This window comes from Actinoplanes sp. KI2, assembly GCF_025630775.1.
Classification (GTDB): domain Bacteria; phylum Actinomycetota; class Actinomycetes; order Mycobacteriales; family Micromonosporaceae; genus Actinoplanes.
In genome coordinates this window covers 177803-203636 of the sequence record NZ_JAOSZE010000013.1, presented here as the reverse complement: position 1 = coordinate 203636, position 25834 = coordinate 177803, and the positions used below count along the sequence as shown (strand labels likewise).

Below are 25834 nucleotides of genomic sequence, written 5' to 3'. Positions count from 1 at the left end.
CTCCTAGCGGTGCGGCGGTTCCGGAATGGTGGGTGCCAGCCGGCGGGGAAGAGTCGACTCGTCGGTGCCGGCCCACAGCAGGGTCGTCGGCAGACGCACCGACCACGAGGGGGATAGCGGAGTTCCGTCGGTGGCTCCGCGCTGCACGCTCTCGATCTCCTGGGCCATCGAGAGATAGCCCGGCTCGTCCGGTGCCGGCGGCTGGGTGCCACCCCAGATCTTGCCCGTGTACAGATAGTAGAGAACCACATTCTCGAACCCCGGCCGGGCCGGTACGACCACACGGGACGATCCCGCGTTGAGGAATCCGTCCAGGACCGGATCGGAGGACGCGCTCGTGGCGTTCTCCACCCATTTCTCGTGGCGTGCCCAGTAGTACGGGTAACAGATGTAAACCAGATTTTCCCATTCAAATAGCTGCTCGAAGAACTGGATGGTCTCGGTATCCTCCAGCGGCTTGGCCGGCACGTAGGGCTCGTCAGCGCCGTCGAACGGTGATTTGCCGTCCGACTTCACATCGGTCGTGCCGCCCATCAGGACACCGCGGAGATCTTGAATCACCATCCGGCGCAGTTCGTCGACCGCCCGGTGTTTGTTCAGTTCGGGCGGCCCGGCCGTGTCGAACGGGCGGCCCGCCAGCTGATTGCGCTCGTCCCGCTCTCGGCGATGGGCGTCGAGACGGCTCTGGTAGGCGGCCGCCACCTGGTCGAAGGTGTCCTGTTGCCACTGCGTGAGAGCTTCCGGCAGCAAGGTGCATTCTATGTCGACGTTGCAGGTGAAGCCGTCGAGGAACTCGAAGGCGTACACGGAGATCGGTATGGTTCCGGTGGTGATGTCCCCGACGTTGAAGATCTTCACGTCATCCGAGATGGCCGGCCGGCCCACCAGCCTTGGGCCGCTGATGTCGGGGTTCGGGGTCGCCTGTGCCCACACCGTCTGCTGAGATGTCTGCGACGCGCCCACCGTGATCCAGGCCTCCTCGAAATTCCACGGGCCATGGCCTTTGAAAGACGTGATCGCGGCGGACCACGTCACGGCCTGGTATCCGTTCGGCACCGTCACGCTGTCATCGGCGGCCATCGCGATGCGAGGCACCGTGGGCGTCTTGACGTCATCGGCCGCATATTTCTCGGTCGTGTCCACCGACAGCTGAGTTCCTATGGTCAGGGACGCGGCCGGGGGCGCGCTCAATCCGCGGACCCGCCAGAGCCCGGCAAGCGTCATCCAGTTGTCCGCGGTTATCTGGTCCGGCGAGAGGTCCTTGGCCGCGGTGGGCAACCGGAATTGGCCGGGGTGGGGGTTGTCCCAGTCGCCTGTCGGCGGGTTGCGCAGCGCCCATCTCAGCCAGGCCCCGGGCTCCGGGATCTGGAATTCCAGCACGAACCGGTTGGGATAGCGGACCACCTCGACGTAGTGCACCGAAGTGAGCCACCGGTACGTGCCCACCGTGGCCTTCGACCCGGAGTTCTGCAGCTTGTGAAGGCTGCGGGTGCTGTCCCGGGTGACCGTCCGTTCGGACCGGATCGTCGACACCCGCTCGGTCACCGACTTCACCGACCGTTGCACCGTCTGGTTCGCGGTCGTCAGCGCCCGGGAGTCGGACTGCGCCTGCGAAATCTGCAGCTGGGCGCCGAGGCTCGTGTTCACCTGCGTCGGACCGTACTGCCCGGACGTCTGCACCTGGCCCTGGACGCCGATGTTGACCGACGAATCTTTCGTGCTCGCCTCGGCCAGGTTGGACGACGCGGTCTGCTGCATCTCGGTGAGCTGCGAGGAGGTGGTCTCGGTCGTGGTAGAGGTCAGAGTGTCGACCTCGGTGGCGTGACGGACGCTCTGCGAGAAGGTCTCGCCGGGAAGGACGTTGACCACGGCGGCCAATTCGCCGGCCTCGTAGTGGTTCCATTCGTCGCGGACGACGTACAGATCCGTCACGCCGGGGCGGCGAGCCAGCAACGAGACACCGTGTTCCGCCTGATCGACGTGCTGCGCTGGGATGATCACGTGCCGCCAGCTGACCCGGGCGCGTACCTCGGCGGCCGAGGTGATCACGGGCTTGACGTCCTGCGATGTTTCGTCCCGGAACAGATCCAGCCACCACTCGCGCAGCCTGCGGAACCAGACGACCCACCACCGGCGGTCGCTGATGTCCGCTTTCGGGCGACGCCGGCCGGCGGCCAGAACGGCGACCAGATCGATGATCAGTAGCAGCCGGCACAGCGACTCGGCGACCTCCGCCCGGGTCTGCTCACGATCCATCTCTTCGACGAGCTGCCGCGCCAGCCTGGAGTCGAGCGCGTTCCAGCTCGCCGAGCGCACGTCGTCGATCCAGTCCTTCGGCAGCAAGCTGACGCATTCGTCCGGCGTCACCAGATCGCCGCGCAGCGCGAGCGCGTCGGAGAAGGCGCGTATCCACGTCTCGATCCGGGCCGTACCGCTGTTCGAGGTCTCCGATTCGCGGGCGGCCGCCGTGGAAAGCTTCGAATCCACCCTCAAGCCGTCCGAAGGTTGACTCTGCACAGGTCGCACCGACCGGAATTGGAAGAGTTCCATCAGGCACCTCCGTGGCCCGGCTCGCCGCCGGCCGCAGCGCAACGGCGTCCAGGTCAGCAGTATTTCGATTGACGTCTATTGGACTGGCGCGTCGGGGCTGGTTGCGCCGGTATGCGGGCTCAGCGGTAACGGTGACAGTCGTTGCCCCAGTCGAACTGGGCCGACCCGGAGACCAGCACGTCGGTGCGGGTCGTCGGCGTGGGGGGCGGCGGGGGCGGGTCACAGGACGGCGGCGGCTTCGGCCCGTCGCAGGGGTTGGTGGCGTACGCGGGTGTCGCGCCGGCCAGGCCGGTGAGCAGCACTCCGATCATGATTGCGGTGGTCCTGGTGCCTTGCGACAAAGACGCGAGTCTGCGGGAAGTCATGGTCCGAGCCCCTCCGGTCACGACGGTCGTGACCTCATTACCAGGATCGGACGGGCGGTGGGCGGGCGGTATTAGCAGGACTGCGTAGCGCGGGCCGGCGGTGCCGCCGGCCACCGGCCGGGTCGCGCGGCCGGACCAGCCCGATCCCGGCGCCGGCCGCGCCGAACAGGAGCCACGCGGCCCGCCGCGACTCCCGGCGCGGGCCGGGGCCGGCGGTCAGCCGCGTACCGCATCGCTGCGGTCTGGGATGTCCGCTGTGGTGAGATCCCCGGTCGGTTCCCATGAATTCAGACGAGGTTCAGACGCTGCGCGGTGAGCACGGTGGTGAGCCGGTCCCGCGTGCCGAGTTTGCGATACAGGTTCTCCTGATGCTTGGAGACCGTCGCGGTGGCGACGCCGAGACGTCGCGCGATGGCCCGGGCGGTCAACCCCTCGGCGAGCAGCAGCAGGACGGTCGTTTCCCGTGCCGTGAGCCCGGCCGGCGCACCTGACCCGGTCATATCCCCGACTCACACGCACCGAGCTGACGGTTGGCTAACGGGTTCGCAGGAACCAAGAGGGGGATCCGGCTCCGTCGGACCGGGGCGATGAAGGTGCGTGGCGTCGGTGAATCCCCGCTGATGGGTCCTCGCCGATACGACTGCGCGACCACGCGGCGGGCCCATTGCATTCTGGGCGCCGCGGTATCCGGGTAGTCGCCGAATTCCTCGGCGACTAGAGCCGCGCAGCCCCGGCTTCCGCCGTACCGGTGGATGGCGTTGGTGATCGCCGCTGTCGCGGCGGCCGGGCGCACTGCGGAGCCGGTCGCCAGGTTGCTGGCAAACAAGGCTTCCGCCCGCGCGGCGGTGAGGATGTCCGTGGTCAACATCAGTGCACTCCTCCCTCAGGGCGTCGGTTGGATGCTCGGATGTCGGCGCCAGAAGCAGGCACGGTTCTCGATCGCCGTGCCAATGGCGCGTCCTGTGCACATCGCGAAGTCCGGCGGGCCACCTCGAACCGAAACGGCCGGTTCAACCGACAGCCCTCGGATCGGTTTCGGCTCGTCGAGCGCGTCGGCCTCAGAAAGCCGAGTTGTTCATGAACCGATCGGCGTTCCGGCCGGACAGACTGACCAAAGGCCGGAGAGGAGGCGTTGTGGACGACGCCGATCTCATCGCAGCGGTCGCCGAGGGCGACCGGGACGCGTTGTCGGAGCTGTACGCCCGGCACGCGCCGTGGCTGCAGGTGCGGCTGCGGCGCCGCTGCGCCGACACCGACCTGGTGGCCGAGGCGTTGCAGGACACGTTCGTGGCCGCGTGGCGGGGGGCCGGCCGGTGGCGCGGCGATGGCGACGTGGCCGCCTGGCTCTGGGGGATCGCGATGCGGCGCCTCGTTGATCTCCTGGCGAAACGGCCCGCGTATCGGCCGCTGTCGACGGTGCCCGACCCGGTGGTGGCCTCGGCCGAGGAGCAGGTGTTGCTCGGTGTCGAGTACGCCGGCCTGGGCGCCGCGCTCAACCGCTTGTCCCCCGAGCTGCACGCGGTGGTGCAGGCGACCGTCCTGGACGGCCTGACCACCCGCGAGGCGGCCAAGCTGCTCCACATTCCCCAGGGCACGGTCAAGACCCGGATGGCTCGCGCCCGCACCCTGTTGAGGGAGGCGCTGTCATGACCCCGTGGCACGCTGATGACCAGCTCCTGGGCGCGTACGCCGAGGGCCGCCTCGACCGGGCACGCGCCGCCTCCGTGGAGCAGCACGTGACCGGCTGCGCCCGTTGCCGGGCGGCGATAGCTCCGCACGCCGACCCGACCCTGCTGGCTCGAGCTTGGACCGAGATCGGCGACCGGGTGGACCGGCCCCGGGTGTCGCTGTTCGAGCGTGTGCTGATTGGTCTGGGTCTCTCCGCGCCGGCAGCTCGGCTGGCGGCCGGCGCGTCCGCGGCACGCCGGGCGTGGGTGATCGGGTGCGTGCTGGTCGCCGCCTTCGCCCTGCTCGCCCAGGATATGCAGGATCTGACCGTCGGCATGTGGTTCCTCACCGTGGCGCCGCTCGCGCCGCTCACCGGTGTCGCGCTCGCCTACGGGCCGGGGGCGTTCCCGATGCATGACGTCGCGGCCGCCGCTCCGTACCCGCGGCTGCGCCTGATCCTGCTGCGTTGCCTGCCGGTTGTGCCGATGACGGCGCTGCTGCTGCTGGTCGGCGGCGCGGTACTGCCCTACACCGCGCAGGCTGCGCTGTGGTTGCTGCCGGGTCTTGCCCTGGCCGGGGTGAGCCTGATCGCCGAACCGCTGATCGGTGCCGGCCCGGCCATCGCCGGGCTGGCCACGTTGTGGGTGGCATACGTGGTGACCACCCGGGTGGCCACCGGGTCGACGTTGAGCGCCTTCTCTCCGGCCGTGCAGCTGCTGTCCCTGGTGGTCGTCCTGGCCGTGGCGGCGGTGACCGTGCTGCGGACCCGTACAAGGAGATTCCCGTGACCGACATCCGGCTCACCCAGGTGAGCAAGAGCTACGGGCGACAGCGGGTGCTGAACGCCGTCACCCTCGATGCCGCAGCCGGGATCGTAGGGCTGCTCGGGCCGAACGGCGCGGGCAAGACCACGCTGCTGCGCATCCTGGCCACCGTGACGGCGCCGGACGCGGGAAGTGTGCAGCTGCTGGGCTACGACACCGGTGAGCCGGCCGCGCGCACCGAGATCCGCCGCCGGCTCGGCTACGTGCCGCAGGAGACGGGCTTTCCCAGCGGGTTCACCGCCTTCGAGTACGTCGACTACGTCGCCATCCTCAAGGAGATGACCGGCCGCCGCGCCCGCCATGACGAGGTCCGCCGGGTCCTGGACGTCGTCGGCCTCACCCCGGTCGCCGGCCGCCGCGTCCGGCGCCTGTCCGGCGGCATGAAGCGGCGCCTGGTCATCGCGCAGGCGCTGCTCGGCGACCCGCGGCTGCTCGTACTCGACGAGCCCACCGTCGGTCTCGACCCGGAGCAGCGCCTGCGGTTCCGCGACACCGTCTCCGCCCTCGCCGAGGACCGGTGCGTCATCGTGTCCACCCACCAGACCGAGGACGTCGCCGCGTTCTGCCCCCGCGTCGTGGTGCTGCACGAGGGCCGGGTGCGCTTCGACGGCGCGCCGGAGGACCTCGCCGCCACGGCGACCGGCCGGGTCTGGACCGCCGACCGGCGCGACCCCGGCGCCCGGCTCGCCTGGCGCACCAGCACCGGCACGCTGCACCAGGTCGGCACCCCGCCACCCGGCGCCACCCTTGCCGACGCCTCCCTCGAGGACGGATACCTGCTGCTGGTCGATGCGGCGCAGATCAGCCCGCAAACGGCCGTCCGATGAGCGCGCTGATCGGAACACCTCAAGCGTCGGCGTCGACCGGGGCCGCCCGGCAGTTGGCGAGCTTGGAGGCTCGACGGATGCTGCGGCACCCGGCGTATCCGGTAGCGCTGCTGTACACCACCGCCTACGCCGTCCAGCTCATCGTCCTGCACGAGGGTGGCACGCTCGGGAACGCCGTTTACGGCGTCGTGGCTCTGAGCCTGTTCCTGGTATACGCACCGGTCACGCTGGTCGCCGCCAACCGCACCGCCGCTTCCACCTACCGCCGCCGCGTGCGCGACCCGCTCGACTGCACCCCGGTCGACGACCGGCAACGCACCGCCGCGACCATACTCGGCGTACTCCGCGGCCCGATGGTGGTCGGGCTGGCCGGTGTCCCGGTGCTGCTGGTCCTCCAGCAGTTCACCACCGTGGACACCGTCGTGCCCGACGACGCCATCTACCAGCAGACCGTCCTGGAGTACCTGCAGCTGCCGGCGCTTGTGCTCGGCGCCGGGCTGCTCGGCATCGCGGTCGCCCGCTGGCTTCCCCGGCCCGGCGCGCTGCCTCTGGTCGCGCTCGTGCTGTGGCTCGGCACGATACAGATGGCGGAGTTCACGAATGCCGACACGGTCCCGACACGGGCGTGGTTTGCGCTGTGGCCGGTTTGGACATCCGGATCGCCCCAGGACGCACTGATTCGGCCACCGCTCAGCCAGGTGATGTGGCACCTGGCGTATCTGCTCGGGCTGGGCGTGCTGGCCGGCATCGCCGCGTTGCTGCGCACCCACGGACCGCGCCGCGCCTTGTGGCTCGCCGCCGGCACGACGGCCGCCGTCACGGTCCTCGCCTCCTGGCGACAGCTGAGCTGACCATGGATGCGACCACGGCGACTGCTCTGACACCCGCCGCCCGGCAACTCGGCGCGATCGAGGCACGGCGAATGCTGCGGCACCCGGCGTACCCGGTGGCGTTGTTGTACCCGGCCGTCTTCGCCGTCTCGGCCATGGCGCACCACGAGGGCGGCCCGCGACCGAACTTCGTCTACCAACTGGTGTTTCTCAGTCTGTTTCTCGCGTACGCGCCGGTCACCCTCGTCGCCGCCAACCGCACCGCTGCCGCGACCTATCGGCGCAGCGTGCGCGATCCGTTCGACGGAGCGCCGGTCGACGACCGCCAGCGAGCCGTGGCGGTCATTCTGGGGCTGCTGCGCGGTCCCCTGCTGGTCGGCCTGATCGGTATCCCCGTGCTGTTGGCGCTCCAGGAATTCACCACTGGCGACACCGCCGATCGCAGCGACGCGGTCTACCCCCGGACGGCGCTGGAATACCTGCAGCTGCCGGCGATCGTACTCGGCGCCGGATTGTTGGGCATCGCGGTCGCCCGCTGGCTGCCGTGGCCCGGCGCGCTGCCACTGGTCGCTATCGTGATCTGGTTCGGCACGATCGGGATGACGGAGATGGCCGACGGGGCCGTGATGCACGGCCGGACGTGGTTCGCGCTGTGGCCGGTCTGGGTGGACGGCGCGCAGGGGATGTTGCCCCGGCAGCCGCTCGACCAGGAGATGTGGCACCTGACGTACCTGCTCGGCCTCGGTGTGCTGGCCGGCATCGCGGCCCTGCTGCGCACCTCCGGCCCGCGCCGCGCTCTGTGGCTCGCCGCCGGCGCTGCGGTCGCCGTGACGGTCCTGGCCTCCTGGCAACAACTGGGCTGACCATGGACGCGACCACGGCGACAGCCCTGACACCCGCCGCCCGGCAACTCGGCGCCGTCGAAGCCCGCCGGTTGTTACGCCACCCGGTGTACGGGGTCGCAGTCCTCTATCTCGCCGTCTTCGGCGTCAGCGCGCCGTTTCAGGACAACGGCCCGCCGGCGAATGCCGCGTACACCGTCGTGTGTCTGGACCTTCTGCTGGTGTACGCCCCGGTAACGCTGATCGCCGGCAACCGGATCGCGGCCGCCACCTACCGCCGCCGGGTGCGTGAGCCGTTCGACTGCACGCCGGTCGACGGGCGTCAGCGGACAGTCGCCGCCATTCTGGGGCTGCTGCGAGGGCCGTTCGTGGTCGGCGTGATCACGACGCTTGTCCTGGTGCTGATCGGCGCGTTCACCACACCCTCCACCTCCGACCCGCTCACCGCCGTCTACCAGCGCAGCGCTCCGGAGTACCTGCAATTGCCCGCGCTGGTACTCGGAGCCGGGCTGCTCGGCGTCGCCGTGGCGCGCTGGCTCCCGCGGCCCGGGGCACTCCCGCTGGCCGCACTCGGCCTCGTGCTCGAATTCCTGCTGCTCTACCAGTTCACCGACTCGATGCCGACCCGGACCTGGTTCGCGCTGTGGCCGGTCTGGGTAGGTGGAACGCAAGGAATGCTGCCGCCACAACCGGCGCACCAGGAAATGTGGCACCTGACCTATCTGCTCGGCCTCGGCGTGCTGGCCGGCATCGCCGCCCTCCTGCGAACCCCCGGGCCTCGCCGGGCGCTGTGGATGGCCGCGACCGCAACCACGGCAGTCACCGTGCTCGCGGGCATGCTCCAGCTCCGACCATGAACGCGTACTGGTGGCGGTTGACGCGCCCCGGCTGGCTGACCGGCGCGATCGCGGCCGGCTGCGCCGTCGTTGTCGTGCCCCCAATGCTCGGGCAGGACGGTGGCCTGCCCGGTGTGGTCTTCTTGGGGCACGGCGTCAACCTCGTGCTCGCCACGGCCGCCGCGGCGCCGCTGCGCGATCCGGCGGCGCCCGTGCTCGACGCGGCGCCGAAACCCCGCGTGCGTCGCCGGCTCGCGCCCGTGGGCTGTGCCGTGCTCACTCTCACCGTGACATGGCCGGCGATCATGGCGTTGCTGGCGGCGCGCGTTCCGGCCCTGCCGTGGGGAGGGCTGGCCGTCGAAGCCGCCGCGATGATCGCGATCGCCTGCGCCGCCGGCGTCCGGTGCACCGGGCGCGCCGACCCGGGGCTGGCCGCGACCGGTGTGCTGGCCCTGATCGTGCTGCTCGATCAGGGCACAGCGCTGGGGCCTTGGCTCACCGGCGGCCCGGGTAGCGGCTGGCGGACGAGCCGGGAAGCCTGGGCAGTGCTTGGCGCCGGCGCAGTGCTGCTGACACTGTTCGGACTGCGGGACGCTGCTTCACGATGGAGCTCAGCCGCAGGGCGCGGGCCACGCTGCGCTGCACGGGTCTCGTGACAGCGACGTCGAATATCCCACTTGTCGAGATCGTGCGGCGCGCCGGCGTGTTCAGCACACCGGCGCGCCGCCCTCGGGCAAGAAAGTGATCAGGATGACGGGAAACCGAATATTGCCAGGATGATGGACAGGGCGACCGGCGCGACCGCCTTCAGGCCTTTCCACAGCGCCGATGCCACCAGGCGTACGGCACTCTCGTCCTTGCTACGCACGGCGGCGGCGAGTTTTTCCCGCACGTGCTGGTTGCTGCGCAGCTGCTGCTCGACGTACTGCATGATCTCGTCAAGGTCGGATTCCGCCGCCATCACTGCTCACCGCCAACGGGCACGGGAGCGGCCAGCGCCCCGGCAACCAGATCCGCGAAACGCAGCGCCGCGCGACGCTGCAGGTCGAGCACCATGACGTCGGTCGTCGCCAGCACGTCCTGCGCATCGGCCAAGTCGAGCTCGTCGATGCGCAGGTGCGGGATCAGCCGCCGGATCGCCAGAGCGTTCAGCCGGTCCACGACGGCCGTCATCACGCCCGCCAGGTTGTAGCGCAGAACGGACGAGCAGGCGATGGGCAGGACAACTTCGTCGCTGCCGGCGGCCGGCGTGGCCCCGAAGGTCTCGCGTACGAACCGGATCTTCTGGGCAAGCAGGTCCGCGGTGGCCGGGCCGGGCTGGACGGTCACCCGCGCGGGCAGGCCGGCCTCCAGCGGCACGATCCACGGGTCGGCATGGACCAGGTCTGCCTTCGTGAGCACGAAGGTGATCTTGCCCAGGTCCGGCGCCCCGTTCAGCAGCCGGTGGATCAGGGCCACATCACCGGCGAGGCTGCGTGAGTCGGCGTGCACCGCCCACAGGACCACGTCCGCCGCGTCGAGGAACCGCCGGTACATGGTGAAGTAGCGCGGATCGGCGGCCGCGCTCTCCCCCACCCCGGGCAGGTCGACGAAGGTCAGCGGGTGACGGGCCGACTTGCTCTCCACGGTCACCTCGGCGGGCTCCATTGTGCACGGCCGGACCGGGTCGGTCGGCAACCGCGTGTCGAACAACGCGTTGATCAGGCTGCTCTTGCCGACGCCGGTCTGCCCCATCACCGCCACCGTCAGCGGCTTGGCCGCTTCGGCCTGCAGCCGGTCGCGGATCTGGTCGACGTAGTCCTGAGCCTCTTCGGACAGGTGTTGATACAGGTTCATCGATCATCCTCCTGGAAGTGGGGCATCGGCGCCGGTGACCGGCGCCGATGTCCCTGCGCTGTCAGAGATCGGTGAGAACTCGGTAGAAGCCGTGGTTCTCTCCGTCGGGGTTGTCGACGTGGAAGACGACCAGGTCGGTACGGCCGTTGCGGTTGAGATCGGCGGTGGCGATGCCGGCGCCCTGGTCCTCGGCTCCGAACCAGCCACGGACGGCCTTGATGTCGCTCCAGCCACCGGTCACATTCCCGGCCGCGTCGAGGTTCCAGCCGATCCGGTAGTAGCCGTGGTTCTCTCCGTCGGGGTTGTCGATGTGGAAGACCACCAGATCGAGCCCGCCGTCGTGAGCCACGTCCGCCACCGCGATGCCGCCGCCTTGGTCCTCCCAGCCGAACCAGCCCGGCACCGGCTTGATGTCGCTCCAACCACCGGTCACGTTGCCGGCGGCATCGAGGTCCCAGCCTGTCCGGTAGTAGCCGACGTTCTCGCCGTCCGGGTTGTCGATGTGGAAGACCAGCAGGTCGGGCCGCCCGTTGCCGGTCAGGTCGGCGAGTGTGCAGGCCGCACCCTCGTCCTCCCAGCCGAACCAGCCCGGCACCGGCTTGATATCGCTCCAGCCGCCGGTCACGTTGCCGGCGGCGTCGAGGTCCCAGCCGATCCGGTAGTAGCCGAAGTTCTCGCCGTCCGGGTTGTCGACGTGAAAGACCAGCAGGTCGGGCCGGCCCGACCCGTTCACGTCGCCGATGGCGACACCCGCGCCCTGATCCTCGGCTCCGAACCAGCCGGGAACGGCCTTCACGTCGCTCCAGCCGCCGGTCGCATTCCCGGCCGCGTCGAGGTTCCAGCCGATCCGGTAGTAGCCGTGGTTCTCTCCGTCGGGGTTGTCGACGTGGAACACGACGAGGTCGTTGTGCTGGGGGTCGGCGATGGCGCCGATGGCGACGGAGGCGCCCTGGTCCTCCGCGCCGAACCAGCCCGGCACCTCGTGCAGCGACGAGCCGTAGACAGACTGCATGCCGCGCACGTCGTCGACGCCGAGGTATCGGTGGGCACCCGCATAGAAGGGCCACATCAGGGCGGCCGGGTCGTCGCTGTGGCCCAGGCCGAGCGCGTGGCCGAGCTCGTGCGCCGCCACCGTGATCAGATCGGTGTCGCCGGTGGGTACGGGCAGCGCCAAGCTCCACGTCTCCGCGTCGTCGAAGTGGACGTCACCGGCAAGGTCCACATCGGGCGGCGGGGGGAAGAAGGCGTGCGCGAGGACGTTCCCGACGCCGTCGAACGGCGAGCCGTCGCCGTGGTCGCCGCTCACGAACCGGATGCGGATGTCCGGATTCGGGGAGTCGGTGAACGTCAGCGGCGTCACCGCCGACCACAGCGACATCGCGGCGGTGAGCGCCGCGTCCACGTCCTCCTTCGACAGGTCGCTGGTGTAATCGTCGACGTGGTAAGTCAGGTTTGTGTGATCCCAGCGGTTGCCCGGCGCCACGAAGTTGGCGGGGAGGTCAGGGAACCCGCAACGGGGTCGTGTCATGAGCCCGACGGTCGCCTCGTCCAGTACGCCGGTGACCGGCAGGCGGAAGTGTCGCTGGAACCGGCGGAGCGCGCCCACCGTGGCGCTGTCGAACTCGCCGGCGGCGGGGCGCAATGCCCGTTTCCCGGCGCGCATTCTCCGGTACGGGTCGCCGGCCTCGGCGGCGAGGTAACCGAAGCGGGCGAGGTACCGCTGCAGCTCCCGGACCGGCTCGCCGGACGATCCGCGTCCGTACCCGATGCCCTGAGCCAGTGTCGTCATGTGTGCCGAATTCACGTCTTTCCCTCCCGGCCGCGTCGGTCGTGGCCTGATGGCCAGGATGTGACGCGCGGCAGGACCGGCGACATTAGGAGAAGTGCGTAGCGCATGACCGCGTCCCGCTCGGCTTGTAGCGGGTGTGGTCTCGCTGGCACCGGTCAGGCGGGGGCCCGTCTCACCGCGGTGATCGCCGGGCCGGGCTGGCGATGGCTACCGATCCTGCTTGCCGCGATCGGCGGGATCGCACTCGGGCGAATCGCAGCCCCGTTTTGTCATGGCCGTCGTCGTCGCCGATCAGGAGTTACACCGAACTTCTTCTTACAGTCCCGGGACTGGTGGAGATAGGCCTGTTCCGGTGAGGTAGCCGTCGATCAGACGAGTGCGGTATTGCATGCGTTTGAGGCGGTTCTTCACCACAGCAGCGAGGCCGGTGGCGGTGCGGACGGCGAGGTTGGCGAGGCTGCCCTCATCGTCGACCCCACCTTCTCTACCGGGTTGAGCTCGGGCGTATAGGCCGGGCACCTGGCGCCTTGACTGCCTTACGGACGAGATACCTGCCTTACAGCAAGTGTCCGGTAAGTCGTTGGTCCTCGTATCGTCGACACCGCAGTGCGATCTCCCGTGCAGGCCGGGGCGGTAGTGGGCCGCCAAGCACGGCGCGCTGAACCTGTCTGGCCTTCTTCGTCGCTATTTCTGGGTCGTGCCGCCCGGTCCGCCTCGGGAACGTCGCGCCGGAGCGGACGATGGTTTGGACGAGCCAGAGCAGGCCCTGCCGTGGCGGGGCGGCGATGCTATTCATGGATCCGCACTCCCCTCGTTGGCTTGCGGTCGGTAGTGCATACACCGCGGCACCGGGAAACTGGGCGCCCGCGAGCCGCCCAGTTCGCGCCCCGGGCGGTGTATATACCGGGCGGAGATGCGACGTGGTGCGGAAGGAAGGAGCGCAGGATGGTGACAGCCGATCTGCTCTCACGGGCGCGGGCCGGGGATGGAGAGGCGTTCCGGGAACTGGCCGAGTCCCACCGGCGGGAGTTGCAGGTGCACTGCTACCGGATGCTCGGATCCTTCGCCGACGCCGAGGACGCCGTCCAGGAAACGATGCTGGCCGCCTGGCAAGGCATCGGCGGGTTCACCGAGGAACGCGCCTCGCTGCGCACCTGGCTGTACAAGATCGCCACCAACCGGTGCCTCAACGTGCGCCGCGCGGCGAGCCGGCGCCCGGCCACGGAGTGGGATCTGTCTAAGTTCGATCCGCTTGTGCCGACTCCGCGCGACGAGCCCGCCTGGCTGCAGCCGTTTCCTGACGCCCTGCTCGACCACGCCGCCGGCCGTCTGGCCGGGCCGGAGGCCCGCTACGAGCAGACCGAAGCCATTTCGCTGGCCTTCGTGACCGCCCTGCAACTGCTGCCGCCGCGCCAGCTGGCTGTCCTCATCTTGCGCGACGTCCTCGGATTCCACGCCAGCGAGGTGGCCGGCATGCTGGAGGTGACCGTCCAATCGGTTAACAGTGCCCTCAAACGAGCCCGCGCCGGCCTCCGACGTCGGCAGCAGCCGGCCGCCGGCCACCAACTGCCGCCGGCCGCAGGCTCATCCGCCGAGGACGCGATCGTGGCCAAGTTCGCCCGCGCGTGGCAGTCGGCCGACCTCGACGCGCTGGTGGCCCTGCTGACCGACGACGTCTTCATCGCGATGCCGCCGGAGCCATTCGGATACGAGGGTCGTGACCTCGTAGCCCGCTACTGGGCCCGTCAGCTCAGCGCCGGCCGCAGGTTCGACCTCGTCCCGACCCGAGCCAACGGCCAGCCCGCGTTCGGGGCCTACCTGCGCGTCCCGGTCGGCATCCGCCACGCGACCGGCTTCTACGTGCTCACCCTTGCCGGCAACCGGGTCCGCGCCATGACCCGCTTCGACAACAGCGTGCTGCCGTGGTTCGGGCTACCGCGCTCACTCCCAATCCGATAGCCAGCACCGGCCACGGACAGATTGCACGCGCCGACCGTCCCATAGCCGCTGTGCCCAGCACGGCGAGAATCCGCAGGATGGCTCGCTGGCGAGCCCTCGGGGCAGGGTCAGCGGTGCCAGGTGCGGGTGCTGGTGGTGGTGACGTTGCCGGCGCGGTCGTAGGCGCGTAGCTGGACGTTGAACGTCTTGCCGTATTTCGTGGTGTTGACGGCGAAGCTGTAGCCGGCGGTGACGTCCTGGGCGACGACCTTGCCGTTGATCAGCAACTCGACGCGGGCGACGCCGTTGCGGTCGGCGGCCGCCGCGTTGATTTTGACGGTGCCTTTGACGTGGGCGCCGTTCTTGGGCGCCGAGGTGATCGTCAGGGTGGGCCGGGTGTTGTCGACGATGACGGTCCGCGTGGCGGTGGTGAAGTTGAAGAGGTTGTCGTAGACGCGGAAGACCAGCGTCTTGCTGCCGTCGGCGCCGGCGGCGACGAAGAGCCTGTCCGGGCCGGAAGGGCAGTAGCAACCGTTGACTTCCGGGTATGCCACGCCGTCGGGGTCGGTCGCGTGGATCGTGAAGTAGATCGTGGAGCCGCGCACGAGCGCGCCGTTCGCCGGGGTGAGCGAGGTGATGGTCGGCCCGGTCGGGTCGACGATCAGGGCGAACGATTTGGTGGCCGTGTTGCCGGCTACGTCGCGCACCAGCACGTCCACGGTCGCCGTCCGCGGGGTCGTGCCGAAGTTGTAGTCGATGTCTGCGCCGTTGGTGGTCCCGTAGGACGTGGGCGAGTGGCCGCCGTCCCACGACTCGGTGAGCGTGCCGTCGACCCGTACCTCAATGTGGTTGGCGCCGCCGGAGAGCGGAATGTCCAGGTGAGTGGCGCCCGACACGCGGCCCACCCGGCCGCGGAATCCGGTCGGATCTCCGATCGTGGGCGGCTGGTTGTCGATCTGGTAGCCGGCATATTCGCGCGTGTTGCCGGCCCGGTCGGTGACGTGGACGTAGACGCGCTGGGGGCCGCCGACGGTGTCATAGGTGATCGTCCACGGCGCCGAGGTCACGGACGCGACGGTCACGCCGTTGTTGCCGTACAGCGACATCTCGGCGAGATCGTCCGACACGTCGGTAGCGTTCACCGTGAGTACGCCGCCGACCTGCACCAGGCTGCCGCCGACGGGGGAGATCGTCGCGGTCGGCGGCGTCTGGTCGACGACGACGTGCGTACTCGCCTCGGCCCACGCGCCCGTCGAGTCGTAGGCGCGGATCGTGATCAGCTCTTCGGTGCCGTCCTGCTTGCCGGACAGTCGCAGGCACAGCCCCGCCGTCCAGTTGAGCGCCGTGTAGCTGAGCACGCCGTCGGCGTACACCTCGACCTTGGTGACGTTGGCGCCCTCCGACCAGACGGGGTGGAAAAGCAGCGAGGGCCCCACGACCTGACCCTCGCTGAGGCCGGTCGAGGTGACCGCCAGGGGAGCCGGGTCATCGGCGTAGGCGGGCGAGCCGCCCGCGGCGATCAACGTTGCGACGAGTGCGGCGGCCGCGGCCGAGCGTGCCTTACCCATTGAGACTTCCCCATGCCGAAGGACGGTGCGGCGCTCACTATAGGGCTAGTCGATCTGTCTGGCGACGAACGGTCAGACGCCTGCGGATAAGAGCAGGAACCACATGCAGCTGCAGTGCTAGCTCGGTGTTGACGGACCGAACCGGCAGGCGGGTTTGGTGTCGATGCGGGAAGGTGTTCGGCGAGGGCTTGGCCCAGGTCGTCGAGGCTTCGGCCACCGAGTGCGGCGAGCCGGTCTGCTCTTGGCGTCTACAGCCCGCATACGGCCAGCAGGCCGTCGGCGAACGTTCTGCGCCAGTTGACGTAGTCGTGGCCGCCACAGTACTCGGCGTATGTGACCTGGTGACCGTTCGCGCGAAGGACGTCACGCATCTTGCGGTTGACGTCCAGTTGAGCCGACGCGCCGCCGGGTCCTGGCATCGTCTCACGGTTGCCGACATCGAGGTAAAACCGGACCTTGTTCGCCCCCGCCGCGGGCACCTCATCAATCAGGCGGCCGGGTCGCCCCTCGGCCGGTGACGGCCACCAGAAGCTGCCCGAATGCGCGACGACGCCGCTGAACAGATCTGGTCGCCGCAGACCGAGATAGGTGGCTGTCAGCCCGCCACGGGACACGCCGGCGATCAGGTTGCGGATACCGTCTCCGCCGACGCTCAGCTCGTCGTGGGCCCAGGGCAGCAGCTCACCCGTGATGAAATGGTCGATGGGCGGCGTCGGGACCAAATCTTGCTCGCGACGGTCGTCACGGGTGTGGACGAACAGGGCGGCCATCGCCGGGATCCGGCCGGCCGCGATCAGATTGTCGAGGGTCGTCGGGATGTCCAGCATTGTCTGCGCCAGATAGCCGTCAAAGACCACGAGTGCGGGCAGCGCACCGGGCGGCGCGCCCGGCGGCCGGTAGACGGTGACCGTCCGTTCGCCACCCAGGGCCTTGCCAAAAATGCTGGTGCGCAGCAGGCTACCCGGGGTGACGCCGGGCCGCCTGACGGTCCATTGATCCGTCGGCGCGTTCGGCAGCTTGAGCAGCGACGCCCAGTTGTCCCGGTCACTCGGGTCGCCCGGATCGCCGGGAAAAAACACCCGGTGCGGGTTGAGCGGATCCAGGTGCGCGGGTCCGCTCACCACGGCTTCGCTGGGCAATCCCTGGATCTCACCGTGCAGCATGCCGTAGATCGTGATCAGGTCTGCGGGCAGGATCTGCGTGTCGTACCAGACGTCGCTGCCGGGCAGGCGGGTGAGTTCCGCGTTGACGCCGAACCAGACGCGAGTCCTCGGTGCCTCTCCCCGCCAGAGAAAGGTAACCAGCACTGAGGCGTCATTGTACGGCTCGATCAGCGGAGCGCCGGCAACGAGGATCTCGTTCCAGAAGGCGGCGATGGACTGCGCCGAGCCATCGTCGACCAACTTGGCCATACGGGGGCTTCGTGCCATGTTCCCTCTTCGGATCCGGGGCTGTCAGGGACGCCGCTGACCGTGACGCTCGAGCCCGACCGGCGCGCTTCGTGGTCGTGATCGCCCGGCGGAACATCCAGTCGTTCCCCGTACGGCCATGGTCTCGTGGTGGCCACACCGTGTCCACGATGGCGTCGTACTGCCTACGAAAGAGGCACCGCCATCGTCACGGCGACGAAAACATCGGCCGTGGCATCGGGCTGCCGGTAGGCGGACCTCAGCTCGTATCGTCCGGGGGTGAGATCGACCGCCAAACCGTCACCCGGCCCGACCTCCGGACCGAACCTCGCGGAGTCGAACAGGAGGCTCGGCCCTTCACAAACCCATTCGGTCGCATGCTGCCAGGCGATCGATGGAAGGAGCCGGAGGACGGCCCCCACCACATCCGGCTCCGAGCCCTTCGCCAACTGCTGCACGAAGAGCCGTTCTCCCTCGACGAACGTGGTCGGTGAGCTCCCGTTGGCAAGGACGAGGGCGCTCGCCCCGGCTACGTCCACCGCTTCGGCGAAGTCGGTGACCTCCTCGGAGATGCGCCAATACTCGGTGTCATCCTCATCCCAGTCCTCCTCCCCGCCGGGACCATAGGCGCCGGTCCAGCGCCGTACGGCGTCGCGGGGAAGCAGGATCAACGGCCCGCCCAGCGACTTGATCCATCTCATCTCGACCTCCAGGGTCACCCAGGTATGAGCAAGCCGCTCGCCGTCGTGACCCAACCGGAGTTGGCGAGGGGTTTCGGCACGATGAGCCCGAATGCGTTGGGACGCCAGCCCGACGGGTTCTTGCCGCCCAGGAGCTTCATCGCGAGGTTACCCTGCCTGGCCTGGCAGAGAGCGCAGTGCGGGAAGAGCAGTTGTGGTGTGCCGTCGGGGACCAAGGACGTGATCGGCTGGTGGTCGGGGGTCCAGAGACCCGAAGCGCGACCGGGGGTGGAGGCCCCGCACGAATGGCATCCGTTGGCGGCTCCTTCCGCCTGGGTTGCGGCCCGCTCGGCGTTGTTCATCTGTCCGAACTCACTCACCGGAACGCCGTTCTTCGCGTTCGGACCCGGGAACAGCAGCGCGCATTGGTCCGGCCGGTTGACGTTGTGGACCAGCACCGGCGTGGCGCCGGCCACCACGTAGTACGTGTGGAGGTCGTTGACGGTGAGGTTGTAGACGGTCGTGGTGGCGGCACGTTCCACCCGCCGGGCGACCGTGACCGGGTTGCCGTCGGCGTCGCGGAGAGTTTCGCCGGGCTTGAGGTCGGCGGCCCGCACCCAGTCGTGGCGGCCGAGGCTGTAGAAGTTGTGGCCGGCGGTGGCGGTGACGACCGACGGCGGGCCGCCGCCCCCGGCCCCGGCACCGGCCAGGGTGAGGTCGACCAGGTCCTTGTCGCCGTGGCCGACCACGGTGGCGGTCACCTGCTCCGGCTCCGTCTGGCCGGTTGACGGGTCGGTGGCCTTGACGGTGTCGCCGGGCTGCAGCTTCTCGATCGGCCTGGTGCTGCCGTCGGCGAGCAGCACCGCGGTGCCGGCCGCGAACGAGTTGGACGCCAGCCGGGCCGCGTTGCCCTGGGCGACTTTGCAACTCTCCCCGGTCGTGGACTCCTTCTTCTCCGCGCGTTTGGCGTTGTCCGCGGCCTTCTGCGAGGTGGCTTTCGCCTTGCCGCCGGCGTCCTTCGCGCCCTTGGCCGCCTTGGCCGCCTCGTCGGCATACTTCTTGTCGTTCGCCGCCTCGTCCGCGGTGCGGGTCGCCTTCTTGATCCATCGTGGGATGGCGGACAGCGCGTTCTTCGCCGACTTCAGCCGTTCGTACGCGTCGATCAGCCGCCGGCCCACTCCGATCGCCTTGATCGCGACCTTCGCGGCCTTGAACAGCTTGCCCCACGGCACCGCCTGCAATGCCGTAGAGATGCAGGCGACGATGTCGCCCTCGGTGATGCAGGCCTTGGCGTCGTTGAAGCCGACCAGGTCGAGGATCAGATTGACGATCTCGTCGCCGATCTGTTTGACGAAGCCGTCGGCCTCGTCCACGATCTTCTTCGAGTTGAGCCACTCCGGGTTCTCGGTCTGCTGCTCGTCGTTGCCGGACGGGGTGTTCGCGTCGGTCATCGCGCCGCAGGCGGCCGGGTTGTTCGCGCAGCCCGAGTAGTAGGCGACGTAGGCGTCGGTCATGCCGGTCTTGCCGTCGTCCGGATCGGTACCGGCCGGGTCGGTCAGCACGGTCGGGCGGGCGTTGGTGTACGAGTACGTCGACACCGCCTGATCCGTGGCGGGCTGGGCGACCGGGTCGGCCGAGGCGAACCTGCCGGTCGACGGTTCGTAGCTGCGGGCACCCATCGCGTACCGGTCACCCTGGCTGACGTCCTGATAGGTGCCGGCGAACTGCAGCGGGTTGGCCGGCGCGTCGTCGGCCGCCTTGGTGGCGCCCCGGCTGACGCCGAACGCGTCGTAGTCGTAGCTCCACTCCGGAGCGCCCGCGGGTGAGACGACGCCGGCGACGCCGCCGAGCCAGTCCCGCAGGTACGAGTGCGCGCCGAGCGTGTCGGCCGAGGGTACGAGCAGCGCCAGCGGCTGGCCGGCCGGGTCGTACAGATAGTCCCGCCCGACCGTGCCGGAGCCGTCGGTCTGCCGTTCCTGCGCGAGCATCGGCCGATCGCCGTTGACGTCCCAGCTCCACTTCTGGGTCTGAGCTCCGGACACCGCGGAGATTCGGTTGCCGGCCGCGTCGTACGCGTACGTGGTGGTGCGGCCGCTGGTCGTGGCGGACGTCATCGTGTGGTCGAGGGCGTACGTGAACCGGTCCGTGCCAGCCTGCGTCTGGTTGCCCTCCAGGTCGTACGCGAAGGCGCGGGTGCTGGTGCGGCTGCCCGTGACGCTCTCGCTGGTGAGCTGGTCCGCCGCGTCGTACGCGTAGCTGGTCGTGGTGTTCGCGCCCGGCGCCTTCCGGGTCATCGCCGTGCGGTTGCCGACCAGGTCGTACGTGTAATCGGTCCGCTCGGCGACCGAGCCCGAGCAGGACTGCGCGCCGAAGCACTCGGCGGTCAGCCGGTTCGCGGCGTCGTAGGTGTACGCGGTCGCCTTGGTGACCGTCGGCCGGCCCGGCTCGCCGGTGGCCTGCACGATCCGGGTCGGGTTGCCGACCTTGTCGAGGGTCAGGTCGAAGGCGGACAGCGTGGTGTCGCCCTTGGTGGCGGCGATCCGGGTCATCCGCCCGGCCCGGTCGTACTCGCGATGCTCGGAGATGCCGGTGGACTCCGGGTAGGTGATGCCGGTCAGGTTGTCGGCGACGTCGTACGAGAACTGATACTCGGCGCCGGTGCCACCGCGAGACGCGGTGAGCGACTTGATCCGGTTGCCGTCGTCGTACGTGGCGCCGATGTGGGTGCCGTCCGGGTAGGTACGCCCGGTCACCCGGTCCTCGGTGTCGTAGTCGTACGTGAAGGTCTCGTCGCCCCGGGTCGCCGACGTCAGCCGGTCGGTGTCGTCGTAGACCAACGACTGCACGCCCGCCGGGTCGGCGGAGCTGACCAGGCGGTTCTTCGCGTCGTAGCCGTAGGTGTAGGAGACCCCGCCGGCACCCAGCTGCTTGCTGATCCGCCGGCCCAGGTTGTCGTATCCGTAGAAGATCGTCCGGGCCGGCCGGTTCGGGTCAGGGCGGCCGAGCTCGACGATGCGGGCGGTGACCTCCTCGGTGAGGTTGGAGTCGGCGTCGTAGACATACTCGCGGCGCCGGCCCAGTGGGTCGGTGGTGACCGTGGTGCGGCCGGCCCGGTCGTACTCGGTCGACGACACGTGCCCGAGCGGGTCGGTCCGCTTGATCACCTGCCCGTCGGCGTCGTACGTGTAGACCAGCGACTGCCCGCCGGGCGCGTCCGCGCCGGTCACCTTGACGAGCCGGTCGGCGTCGTCGTACGCGAGCTTGGTGGTGTTGCCGTTGGCGTCGGTCTGCGCAGTGGGCCGGTCCAGCGCGTCGTAGGTGACCTTGGTGACGTTGCCGAGCGGGTCGGTCACCGAGGCCGGGTTGCCCGCCTGGTCGTACGCGTACCTGGTGGTGTAGTCGGCGGGGTCGGCGCCGGCCACGTTGCCGCGCGGCTCGGTGACCGCCGCGACCCGGCCGTCGTCGTCGTAGCCGGTGGTGATCACGCCACCGGTCGGGGTGGTCTGCCGGATCGGGTTGCCGGCGTCGTCGTACTCGATGCCGGCCGCGCCCGCCCCCGGCCCTTCGCTGCCGGTACGCCGGTTGGCCTCGTCGAAGGTGCTGGTCAGCTTCTCGCCGCGCTCGTTGGTCATCTCGACGACGTTGCCGTTGTTGTCGTAGTTGACCGAGGTGCCCTTCTTGAACTGGTCCTGCTGACCGGTGGGCCGGTCCAGCGCGTCGAAGGCGGTGTCCACCTCGACCCGCTGCCCGCCCGAGCCGTACGGCCGGTCGGCGCGGATCAGGTTGCCGTTGTAGTCGTAGTGGAACACCGCGGTGAACAGGTCCTTGTGCGCCGGGTCGGCGTTGCCGCGCGGGGACGTCTCGGTCGCTACCCGTCCGTTGCCGTCGTACGTCCAACTGGTGGTGTTGCCCTCGCCGTCGGTCATCGAGGCGCTGCGGCCGCCCGGCGTGTACCTGGTTGTGGTGACATTGCCGATCGGGTCCTTGACCTCGATCCGCCGGCTGGCCTTGTCGTAGGTGTACCGGCTCGAGTTGCTCAGCGGGTCGGTGGCGACCGTCACGTTGCCGAGCTCGTCGTAGACGGTCCGCGTCGGTTGGGCCTTGCCCGGCTGCCAGACCTCGGTGACGTGGTTCTGCTGGTCGTAGACGTACCTGGTGCGGTACGCGTCCCGGTTCGCCCCGGCCACCGTGCCGCGTGGATCCACCACGGACGCCAGGCGGCCGGTCGCGTCGTAGGTCATCTCGGTGCGCCGGCCGGTCGGCGAGATCTCGGCCGTGCGGTCGCCGTTGGCGTCGTACTCGTACCGGGTGACCTTGCCACGCGGGTCGGTGCGCGAGACGAGCTGGCCCTTGGCGTCGTACGCGTACCGGTAGCCGGTGTTCTGCTTCGGGTCGCGCTGCGCGACCATCTCGTTGTACTCGTTGTACTCGTACTTCCAGGTGTTGCCCCGGCCGTCCTGGTACGTGGTGAGGTTGCTGCGGTCGTCGTAGGTGTTGACCGTGGTGAACGAGAACGGCTCCGGCGCGGTGCGGGAGACCGGGTTGCCCTGCTCGTCGAAGCGGGTCTCCTCCTGGTTGCCCTTCGGGTCGACGACCAGGCTCTTGTTCAATCGGCCGGTGTAGCGGTGCACGACGGCGTCGTTGTTGGCGTTCTGGCTCGACAGCAGAACATTGTTCTTGTACGAGTCGACGACCGCGACGCCGTCCGGGTCTGTGGTGCGGGCCACGTGCGTGTCTGCGTCCCAGGCGAACGTGGTCCGGGCGCCCTCCGGGTCCAGCTGGGCGGTCACTCGGCCGTTCGGGTCGTACGTGTTGCGGATCAGCTTCTGGCCCCGCGCGTCGGTGATGTCGGCGAGCCGGCCGGCCGGGTCGTAGGCGTACGAGGTCACATAGCCGCGCGAATCCTGCGTCTTGAGCAGCCGCCCGTCCTGGTAGTCGAACTGGGTCGACCGGCCGTCCGGCAATGTGATCTTCGTGATCAGCCGCAGGTCGGCCCGCGACTCGAAGCGGACGACCCGGCCACTCGCGTCGGTGATCGTGCTCAGCAGCCCGCCGGTGGCGTAGCCGAGCGTCACGCCCAGGCCGCGCGCGTTCTTGATGGACAGCAGCTTCCCGGCGGCGTCGAAGCGCAGCACCCGCCGGTCCGGCGGCACCAGCTGCCAGCCGCCGTCCACCTTGGACAACTTCGCGCGTATGCCGGCCGGCGAGTCGTAGGAACCCTCGGCCGTCGCGGTGTAGACGGCCTCGGAGCCGTCCTCGGCGCGCACCCGCACCGCGCCGTTGTCGGCGGCGATGACCCGGATGTCGTACGAGGAACTCCAGCCCGGCCCGAACATGCCGGTTGCGGTGTTCGCCGACGAGTAGTAGCGGGCATGGTCGAACGGCATCCCGTACGACGGCATCGCGAAGTCCCGCTCCACCCGCAGGTACGCGCCGGTACCCGTATTCACCGTCGCGCCGCGCAGCGCCTGCGCGACCACGGTCGGGCCGAGTACCGTCGCGCACCCGCACCCGGCCACCTGCCCGGCCGGCACCGCCGGCACGTCGTCGGTCTTGCGCGGGTGCGCCGGAGCGGAGGCGGCGCTGGTCAGTTCGGTGCCGTCCGGCGCGACCTCGGTCACCGTGACCGTGTAGGTGCGCGCCGGGTCGAGCACCCAGCCGTCGGCCGCCCCGAAACTGCGGCACAGCAGCGCCGGGCTGGAGCACCGGTTCAGGTCCTTCTGCCCGAGCACGGCCGAACGCTGCTCGGCGCCGGACTCCATGTCGGCGACGGTCGCGAACCAGCGGCCCCAGGAATCCGGGTTCCCCTCGTCGACCTCGGCGTCCCAGTACACCACCAGCGAGGTGTCGCCCAGCAGGAATCCGGGCCGCGCGATCGGCCGCCCCGGCAGCGGCGTGTCCTGCGCCGCGGCCACCCGCGACGCCGCGGCCGCCATCGCCTTACGCTTCGCCTTCTCGGCCGGGGTGGGCACCCGCGCCGGGCCGGCCGCTTCCACCCCGGGCGGCACCGGCGGCGCCGCCTTCCCGGCCGGCAGGCCGTGATGCGGTGCGGCGGTGGGCGGCAGCGGGCTGTGCACCGGCCCCGCACCCGGGGCCGCGACCGGCACCGCCGCGGCAGCGGGCGAAAGCGGGGTGGCAACGAGGAGGGCGGCGATCAACGTCGCGACGACGACATGGCAGAGCAGCCTGAATCGACTGGGCAAGCGCACGAGACAATCCCCCCGTGGATGTGGCGTTGCAGTCCGCGAAGCACGCTTCCGCATCGACAATGATCGAATCAAGCCGCCAAAGAGAGGATTGACATTTTTGCCTGGGAGCGCTCCCATGCGAGATCGGGTGGGCGTTGCGGCAGGCGGCTTGCGGCGAACCGGTCAGGGTGTGGTGGCTGGTCTGCTTGTGGATGCGTGCGCGCGATGTCAGTTGGGGGAGCGGATTGTGGCCCAGCCGCTGATGTCGCACTGACCGTGCTGGTTGTTGCCGGCCGCGAGAACTGTTCCGTCCGCGCGTAGACCGAGAGTGTGGGTGGACCCGGCCGCTACAGCGACGACCTCGCGCCAGCCGGCGACGTCGCACTGGCCGAAAGCTGTGCTTCCCACAGCCACGACGCGGCCGGCCGAGGTGACGCCGACGGTGTGGTAGCTCCCGGCAGCCACTGCCACGACGTCCCGCCAGGCATCAACGGCGCAAGCACCCGTTGACTGATCACCCACCGCGAGCACGCGTCCGTCGTCGGTGAGGCCGACCGTGTGAAGGTAACCGGCGGCAATGCCGGTGAGACCGCGCCACGGGGCAACCGCGCACTGCCCACGGCGACTGTTACCGACAGCAACGGCGGTCCCATCGCCTCGCAAGCCCACCGAATGCCAGTCGCCGCAAGCCAACCCGACCACCTCACGCCACTGGTCCACGTCGCACGCGCCATCGCGAAGCCGCCCGGCAGCCAGTACCGTCCCGTCACCGGTCAGCCCCAGGGTGCGGCGCCAGCCCGCGGCGATAAGGGTCACGTCCCGCCAGGACACGACATCACACTGCCCGTCACCGTTCCAGCCCGTTGCCAGCACCGTGCCGTCAGCGCGCAGTCCGACGCTGTGGGACCGCCCGGTGTTCGACGCCGTATGCACGTTGCCCGCCGCCACGGCGACCACTTGGGCCCAGTCCTCGACTCGACACTCACCGGACGCGTCGGTACCGGCCGCAGCCACGGTGCCGTCGGCGTACAGCCCCACCGAGTGTCGCGGTCCGGCGGCGATGACGGAAGTACTCATCTGCACAGCATTGCGGGCTACCCGAGTCCGTTGAAGACTAGGGCTGCGCTCGCCGTCGAGATCAGGCTCGCTGATCGTGCCCGGCTGTCCTGCGGTTCAGGATCGGCGCGGTGAGGATCCGACCTCCCCTGCTCATGGTACGTATGCGTCGAGATCGGTCGCGGCGATACCGTTCTGACCATGGCCTACGACAAAGATCCGAGGGTGGACGCATACATCGCGGTGTTACCTGACTGGCAGCAAGCTGTGTGCCACGACGTCCGGGACCTCGTCCATGCCGCTGATCCCGAGGTGGCCGAGACCATAAAGCGAACCGACCGGCCCTACTTCGTTCTGCACGGCAACATCTGCGCCCTCCAAGCCGCGAAGGATCACGTCAACATCTTCCTGTATGACGGGGCCATCGTGCCCGATCCCGAAGGGATCGTCACGGGTGGTCACGACAACAAGACCGCACGCACCGTCGCCGTGCGGCACGGGGAAACGCTCAACCGCCGTGCGTTGGGTGCCATGTTCCGGCAGATCATCGCCAATAACCGCGCCGGCGGCTGGCGCAAAATCAAGAGTCAGAACTGACAATGCACAGTCATCGGCACGACCGGACGCC

21 protein-coding genes are annotated in these 25834 nt (G+C 69.5%); 9 read left to right on the top strand and 12 right to left on the bottom strand.

What is annotated here, in order from left to right; translation table 11 throughout:
- Positions 1-3 precede the first annotated feature (3 nt).
- The 4 genes from ODJ79_RS16055 to ODJ79_RS16040 form a co-directional block, all read right to left on the bottom strand.
- Positions 4-2487: a hypothetical protein gene (locus ODJ79_RS16055; protein WP_263024252.1), complete on the bottom strand. Its 2484-nt coding sequence runs from the start codon at positions 2485-2487 to the stop codon at positions 4-6.
- 182 nt (positions 2488-2669) lie between these two features.
- Positions 2670-2861: a hypothetical protein gene (locus tag ODJ79_RS16050; RefSeq protein ID WP_263024251.1), complete on the bottom strand. Its 192-nt coding sequence runs from the start codon at positions 2859-2861 to the stop codon at positions 2670-2672.
- A gap of 341 nt (positions 2862-3202) precedes the next feature.
- The gene (locus tag ODJ79_RS16045; protein WP_263024250.1) at positions 3203-3415 is read right to left on the bottom strand and encodes a response regulator transcription factor; all 213 of its coding nucleotides are present in this window, start codon (positions 3413-3415) and stop codon (positions 3203-3205) included.
- The gene (locus tag ODJ79_RS16040) at positions 3412-3783 is read right to left on the bottom strand and encodes a hypothetical protein (RefSeq protein WP_263024249.1); all 372 of its coding nucleotides are present in this window, start codon (positions 3781-3783) and stop codon (positions 3412-3414) included. The genes ODJ79_RS16045 and ODJ79_RS16040 overlap by 4 nt, the downstream gene beginning before the upstream one ends.
- A 266-nt stretch (positions 3784-4049) precedes the next feature.
- On the opposite strand from ODJ79_RS16040, the gene ODJ79_RS16035 reads away from it, so the two are divergent.
- The 7 genes from ODJ79_RS16035 (at position 4050) to ODJ79_RS16005 (ending at position 9398) form a co-directional block, all read left to right on the top strand.
- A complete protein-coding gene (locus tag ODJ79_RS16035; RefSeq protein WP_411267321.1) occupies positions 4050-4565 on the top strand; it encodes an RNA polymerase sigma factor in 516 nt (171 codons plus the stop codon).
- Positions 4562-5371, top strand: coding sequence for a zf-HC2 domain-containing protein (locus ODJ79_RS16030; protein WP_263024247.1), 810 nt, complete (start codon positions 4562-4564; stop codon positions 5369-5371). The genes ODJ79_RS16035 and ODJ79_RS16030 overlap by 4 nt, the downstream gene beginning before the upstream one ends.
- Entirely contained in the window at positions 5368-6234 is an 867-nt protein-coding gene (locus ODJ79_RS16025; RefSeq protein WP_263024246.1) for an ABC transporter ATP-binding protein, read from the top strand. Before ODJ79_RS16030 ends, ODJ79_RS16025 begins: the two co-directional genes overlap by 4 nt.
- Before the next feature lie 77 nt (positions 6235-6311).
- The gene (locus tag ODJ79_RS16020; protein ID WP_263024245.1) at positions 6312-7085 is read left to right on the top strand and encodes a hypothetical protein; all 774 of its coding nucleotides are present in this window, start codon (positions 6312-6314) and stop codon (positions 7083-7085) included.
- Positions 7086-7087: 2 nt separating this feature from the next.
- On the top strand, positions 7088-7927 hold the full coding sequence (locus ODJ79_RS16015; protein ID WP_263024244.1) for a hypothetical protein: 840 nt from the start codon (positions 7088-7090) through the stop codon (positions 7925-7927).
- A 2-nt stretch (positions 7928-7929) separates the two neighbouring features.
- Entirely contained in the window at positions 7930-8763 is an 834-nt protein-coding gene (locus tag ODJ79_RS16010) for a hypothetical protein (RefSeq protein ID WP_263024243.1), read from the top strand.
- Positions 8760-9398: a hypothetical protein gene (locus ODJ79_RS16005; protein ID WP_263024242.1), complete on the top strand. Its 639-nt coding sequence runs from the start codon at positions 8760-8762 to the stop codon at positions 9396-9398. Before ODJ79_RS16010 ends, ODJ79_RS16005 begins: the two co-directional genes overlap by 4 nt.
- Before the next feature lie 89 nt (positions 9399-9487).
- Here the strand turns inward: ODJ79_RS16005 and ODJ79_RS16000 are convergent, their stop codons facing one another.
- From ODJ79_RS16000 to ODJ79_RS15990, 3 genes are all read right to left on the bottom strand, one after another.
- Complete coding sequence (locus ODJ79_RS16000; RefSeq protein WP_263024241.1) at positions 9488-9703, bottom strand: hypothetical protein; 216 nt, start codon at positions 9701-9703, stop codon at positions 9488-9490.
- Positions 9703-10578, bottom strand: coding sequence for a GTPase family protein (locus tag ODJ79_RS15995; RefSeq protein ID WP_263024240.1), 876 nt, complete (start codon positions 10576-10578; stop codon positions 9703-9705). Before ODJ79_RS15995 ends, ODJ79_RS16000 begins: the two co-directional genes overlap by 1 nt.
- A gap of 61 nt (positions 10579-10639) precedes the next feature.
- Complete coding sequence (locus ODJ79_RS15990; RefSeq protein ID WP_263024239.1) at positions 10640-12367, bottom strand: matrixin family metalloprotease; 1728 nt, start codon at positions 12365-12367, stop codon at positions 10640-10642.
- A gap of 945 nt (positions 12368-13312) precedes the next feature.
- Here ODJ79_RS15990 and ODJ79_RS15985 point away from each other — a divergent pair.
- Positions 13313-14326, top strand: a complete 1014-nt coding sequence (locus tag ODJ79_RS15985; RefSeq protein WP_263024238.1) for an RNA polymerase subunit sigma-70 — start codon at positions 13313-13315, stop codon at positions 14324-14326.
- Positions 14327-14433: 107 nt separating this feature from the next.
- Here the strand turns inward: ODJ79_RS15985 and ODJ79_RS15980 are convergent, their stop codons facing one another.
- The 5 genes from ODJ79_RS15980 to ODJ79_RS15960 all read right to left on the bottom strand — a co-directional run bounded on the left by ODJ79_RS15980 (position 14434) and on the right by ODJ79_RS15960 (position 25227).
- The gene (locus ODJ79_RS15980; protein ID WP_263024237.1) at positions 14434-15873 is read right to left on the bottom strand and encodes an Ig-like domain-containing protein; all 1440 of its coding nucleotides are present in this window, start codon (positions 15871-15873) and stop codon (positions 14434-14436) included.
- Positions 15874-16121: 248 nt separating this feature from the next.
- Complete coding sequence (locus ODJ79_RS15975; protein WP_263024236.1) at positions 16122-17285, bottom strand: alpha/beta hydrolase-fold protein; 1164 nt, start codon at positions 17283-17285, stop codon at positions 16122-16124.
- Positions 17286-17467: 182 nt separating this feature from the next.
- On the bottom strand, positions 17468-18037 hold the full coding sequence (locus ODJ79_RS15970) for an immunity 21 family protein (RefSeq protein ID WP_263024235.1): 570 nt from the start codon (positions 18035-18037) through the stop codon (positions 17468-17470).
- Positions 17998-24171, bottom strand: coding sequence for a polymorphic toxin-type HINT domain-containing protein (locus ODJ79_RS15965; protein ID WP_263024234.1), 6174 nt, complete (start codon positions 24169-24171; stop codon positions 17998-18000). Before ODJ79_RS15965 ends, ODJ79_RS15970 begins: the two co-directional genes overlap by 40 nt.
- 207 nt (positions 24172-24378) lie before the next feature.
- Complete coding sequence (locus ODJ79_RS15960) at positions 24379-25227, bottom strand: RCC1 domain-containing protein (RefSeq protein WP_263024233.1); 849 nt, start codon at positions 25225-25227, stop codon at positions 24379-24381.
- 180 nt (positions 25228-25407) lie between these two features.
- Between ODJ79_RS15960 and ODJ79_RS15955 the strand changes: the two genes are divergently transcribed.
- Positions 25408-25803, top strand: a complete 396-nt coding sequence (locus ODJ79_RS15955; protein ID WP_263024232.1) for a DUF1801 domain-containing protein — start codon at positions 25408-25410, stop codon at positions 25801-25803.
- Positions 25804-25834: the final 31 nt, after the last annotated feature.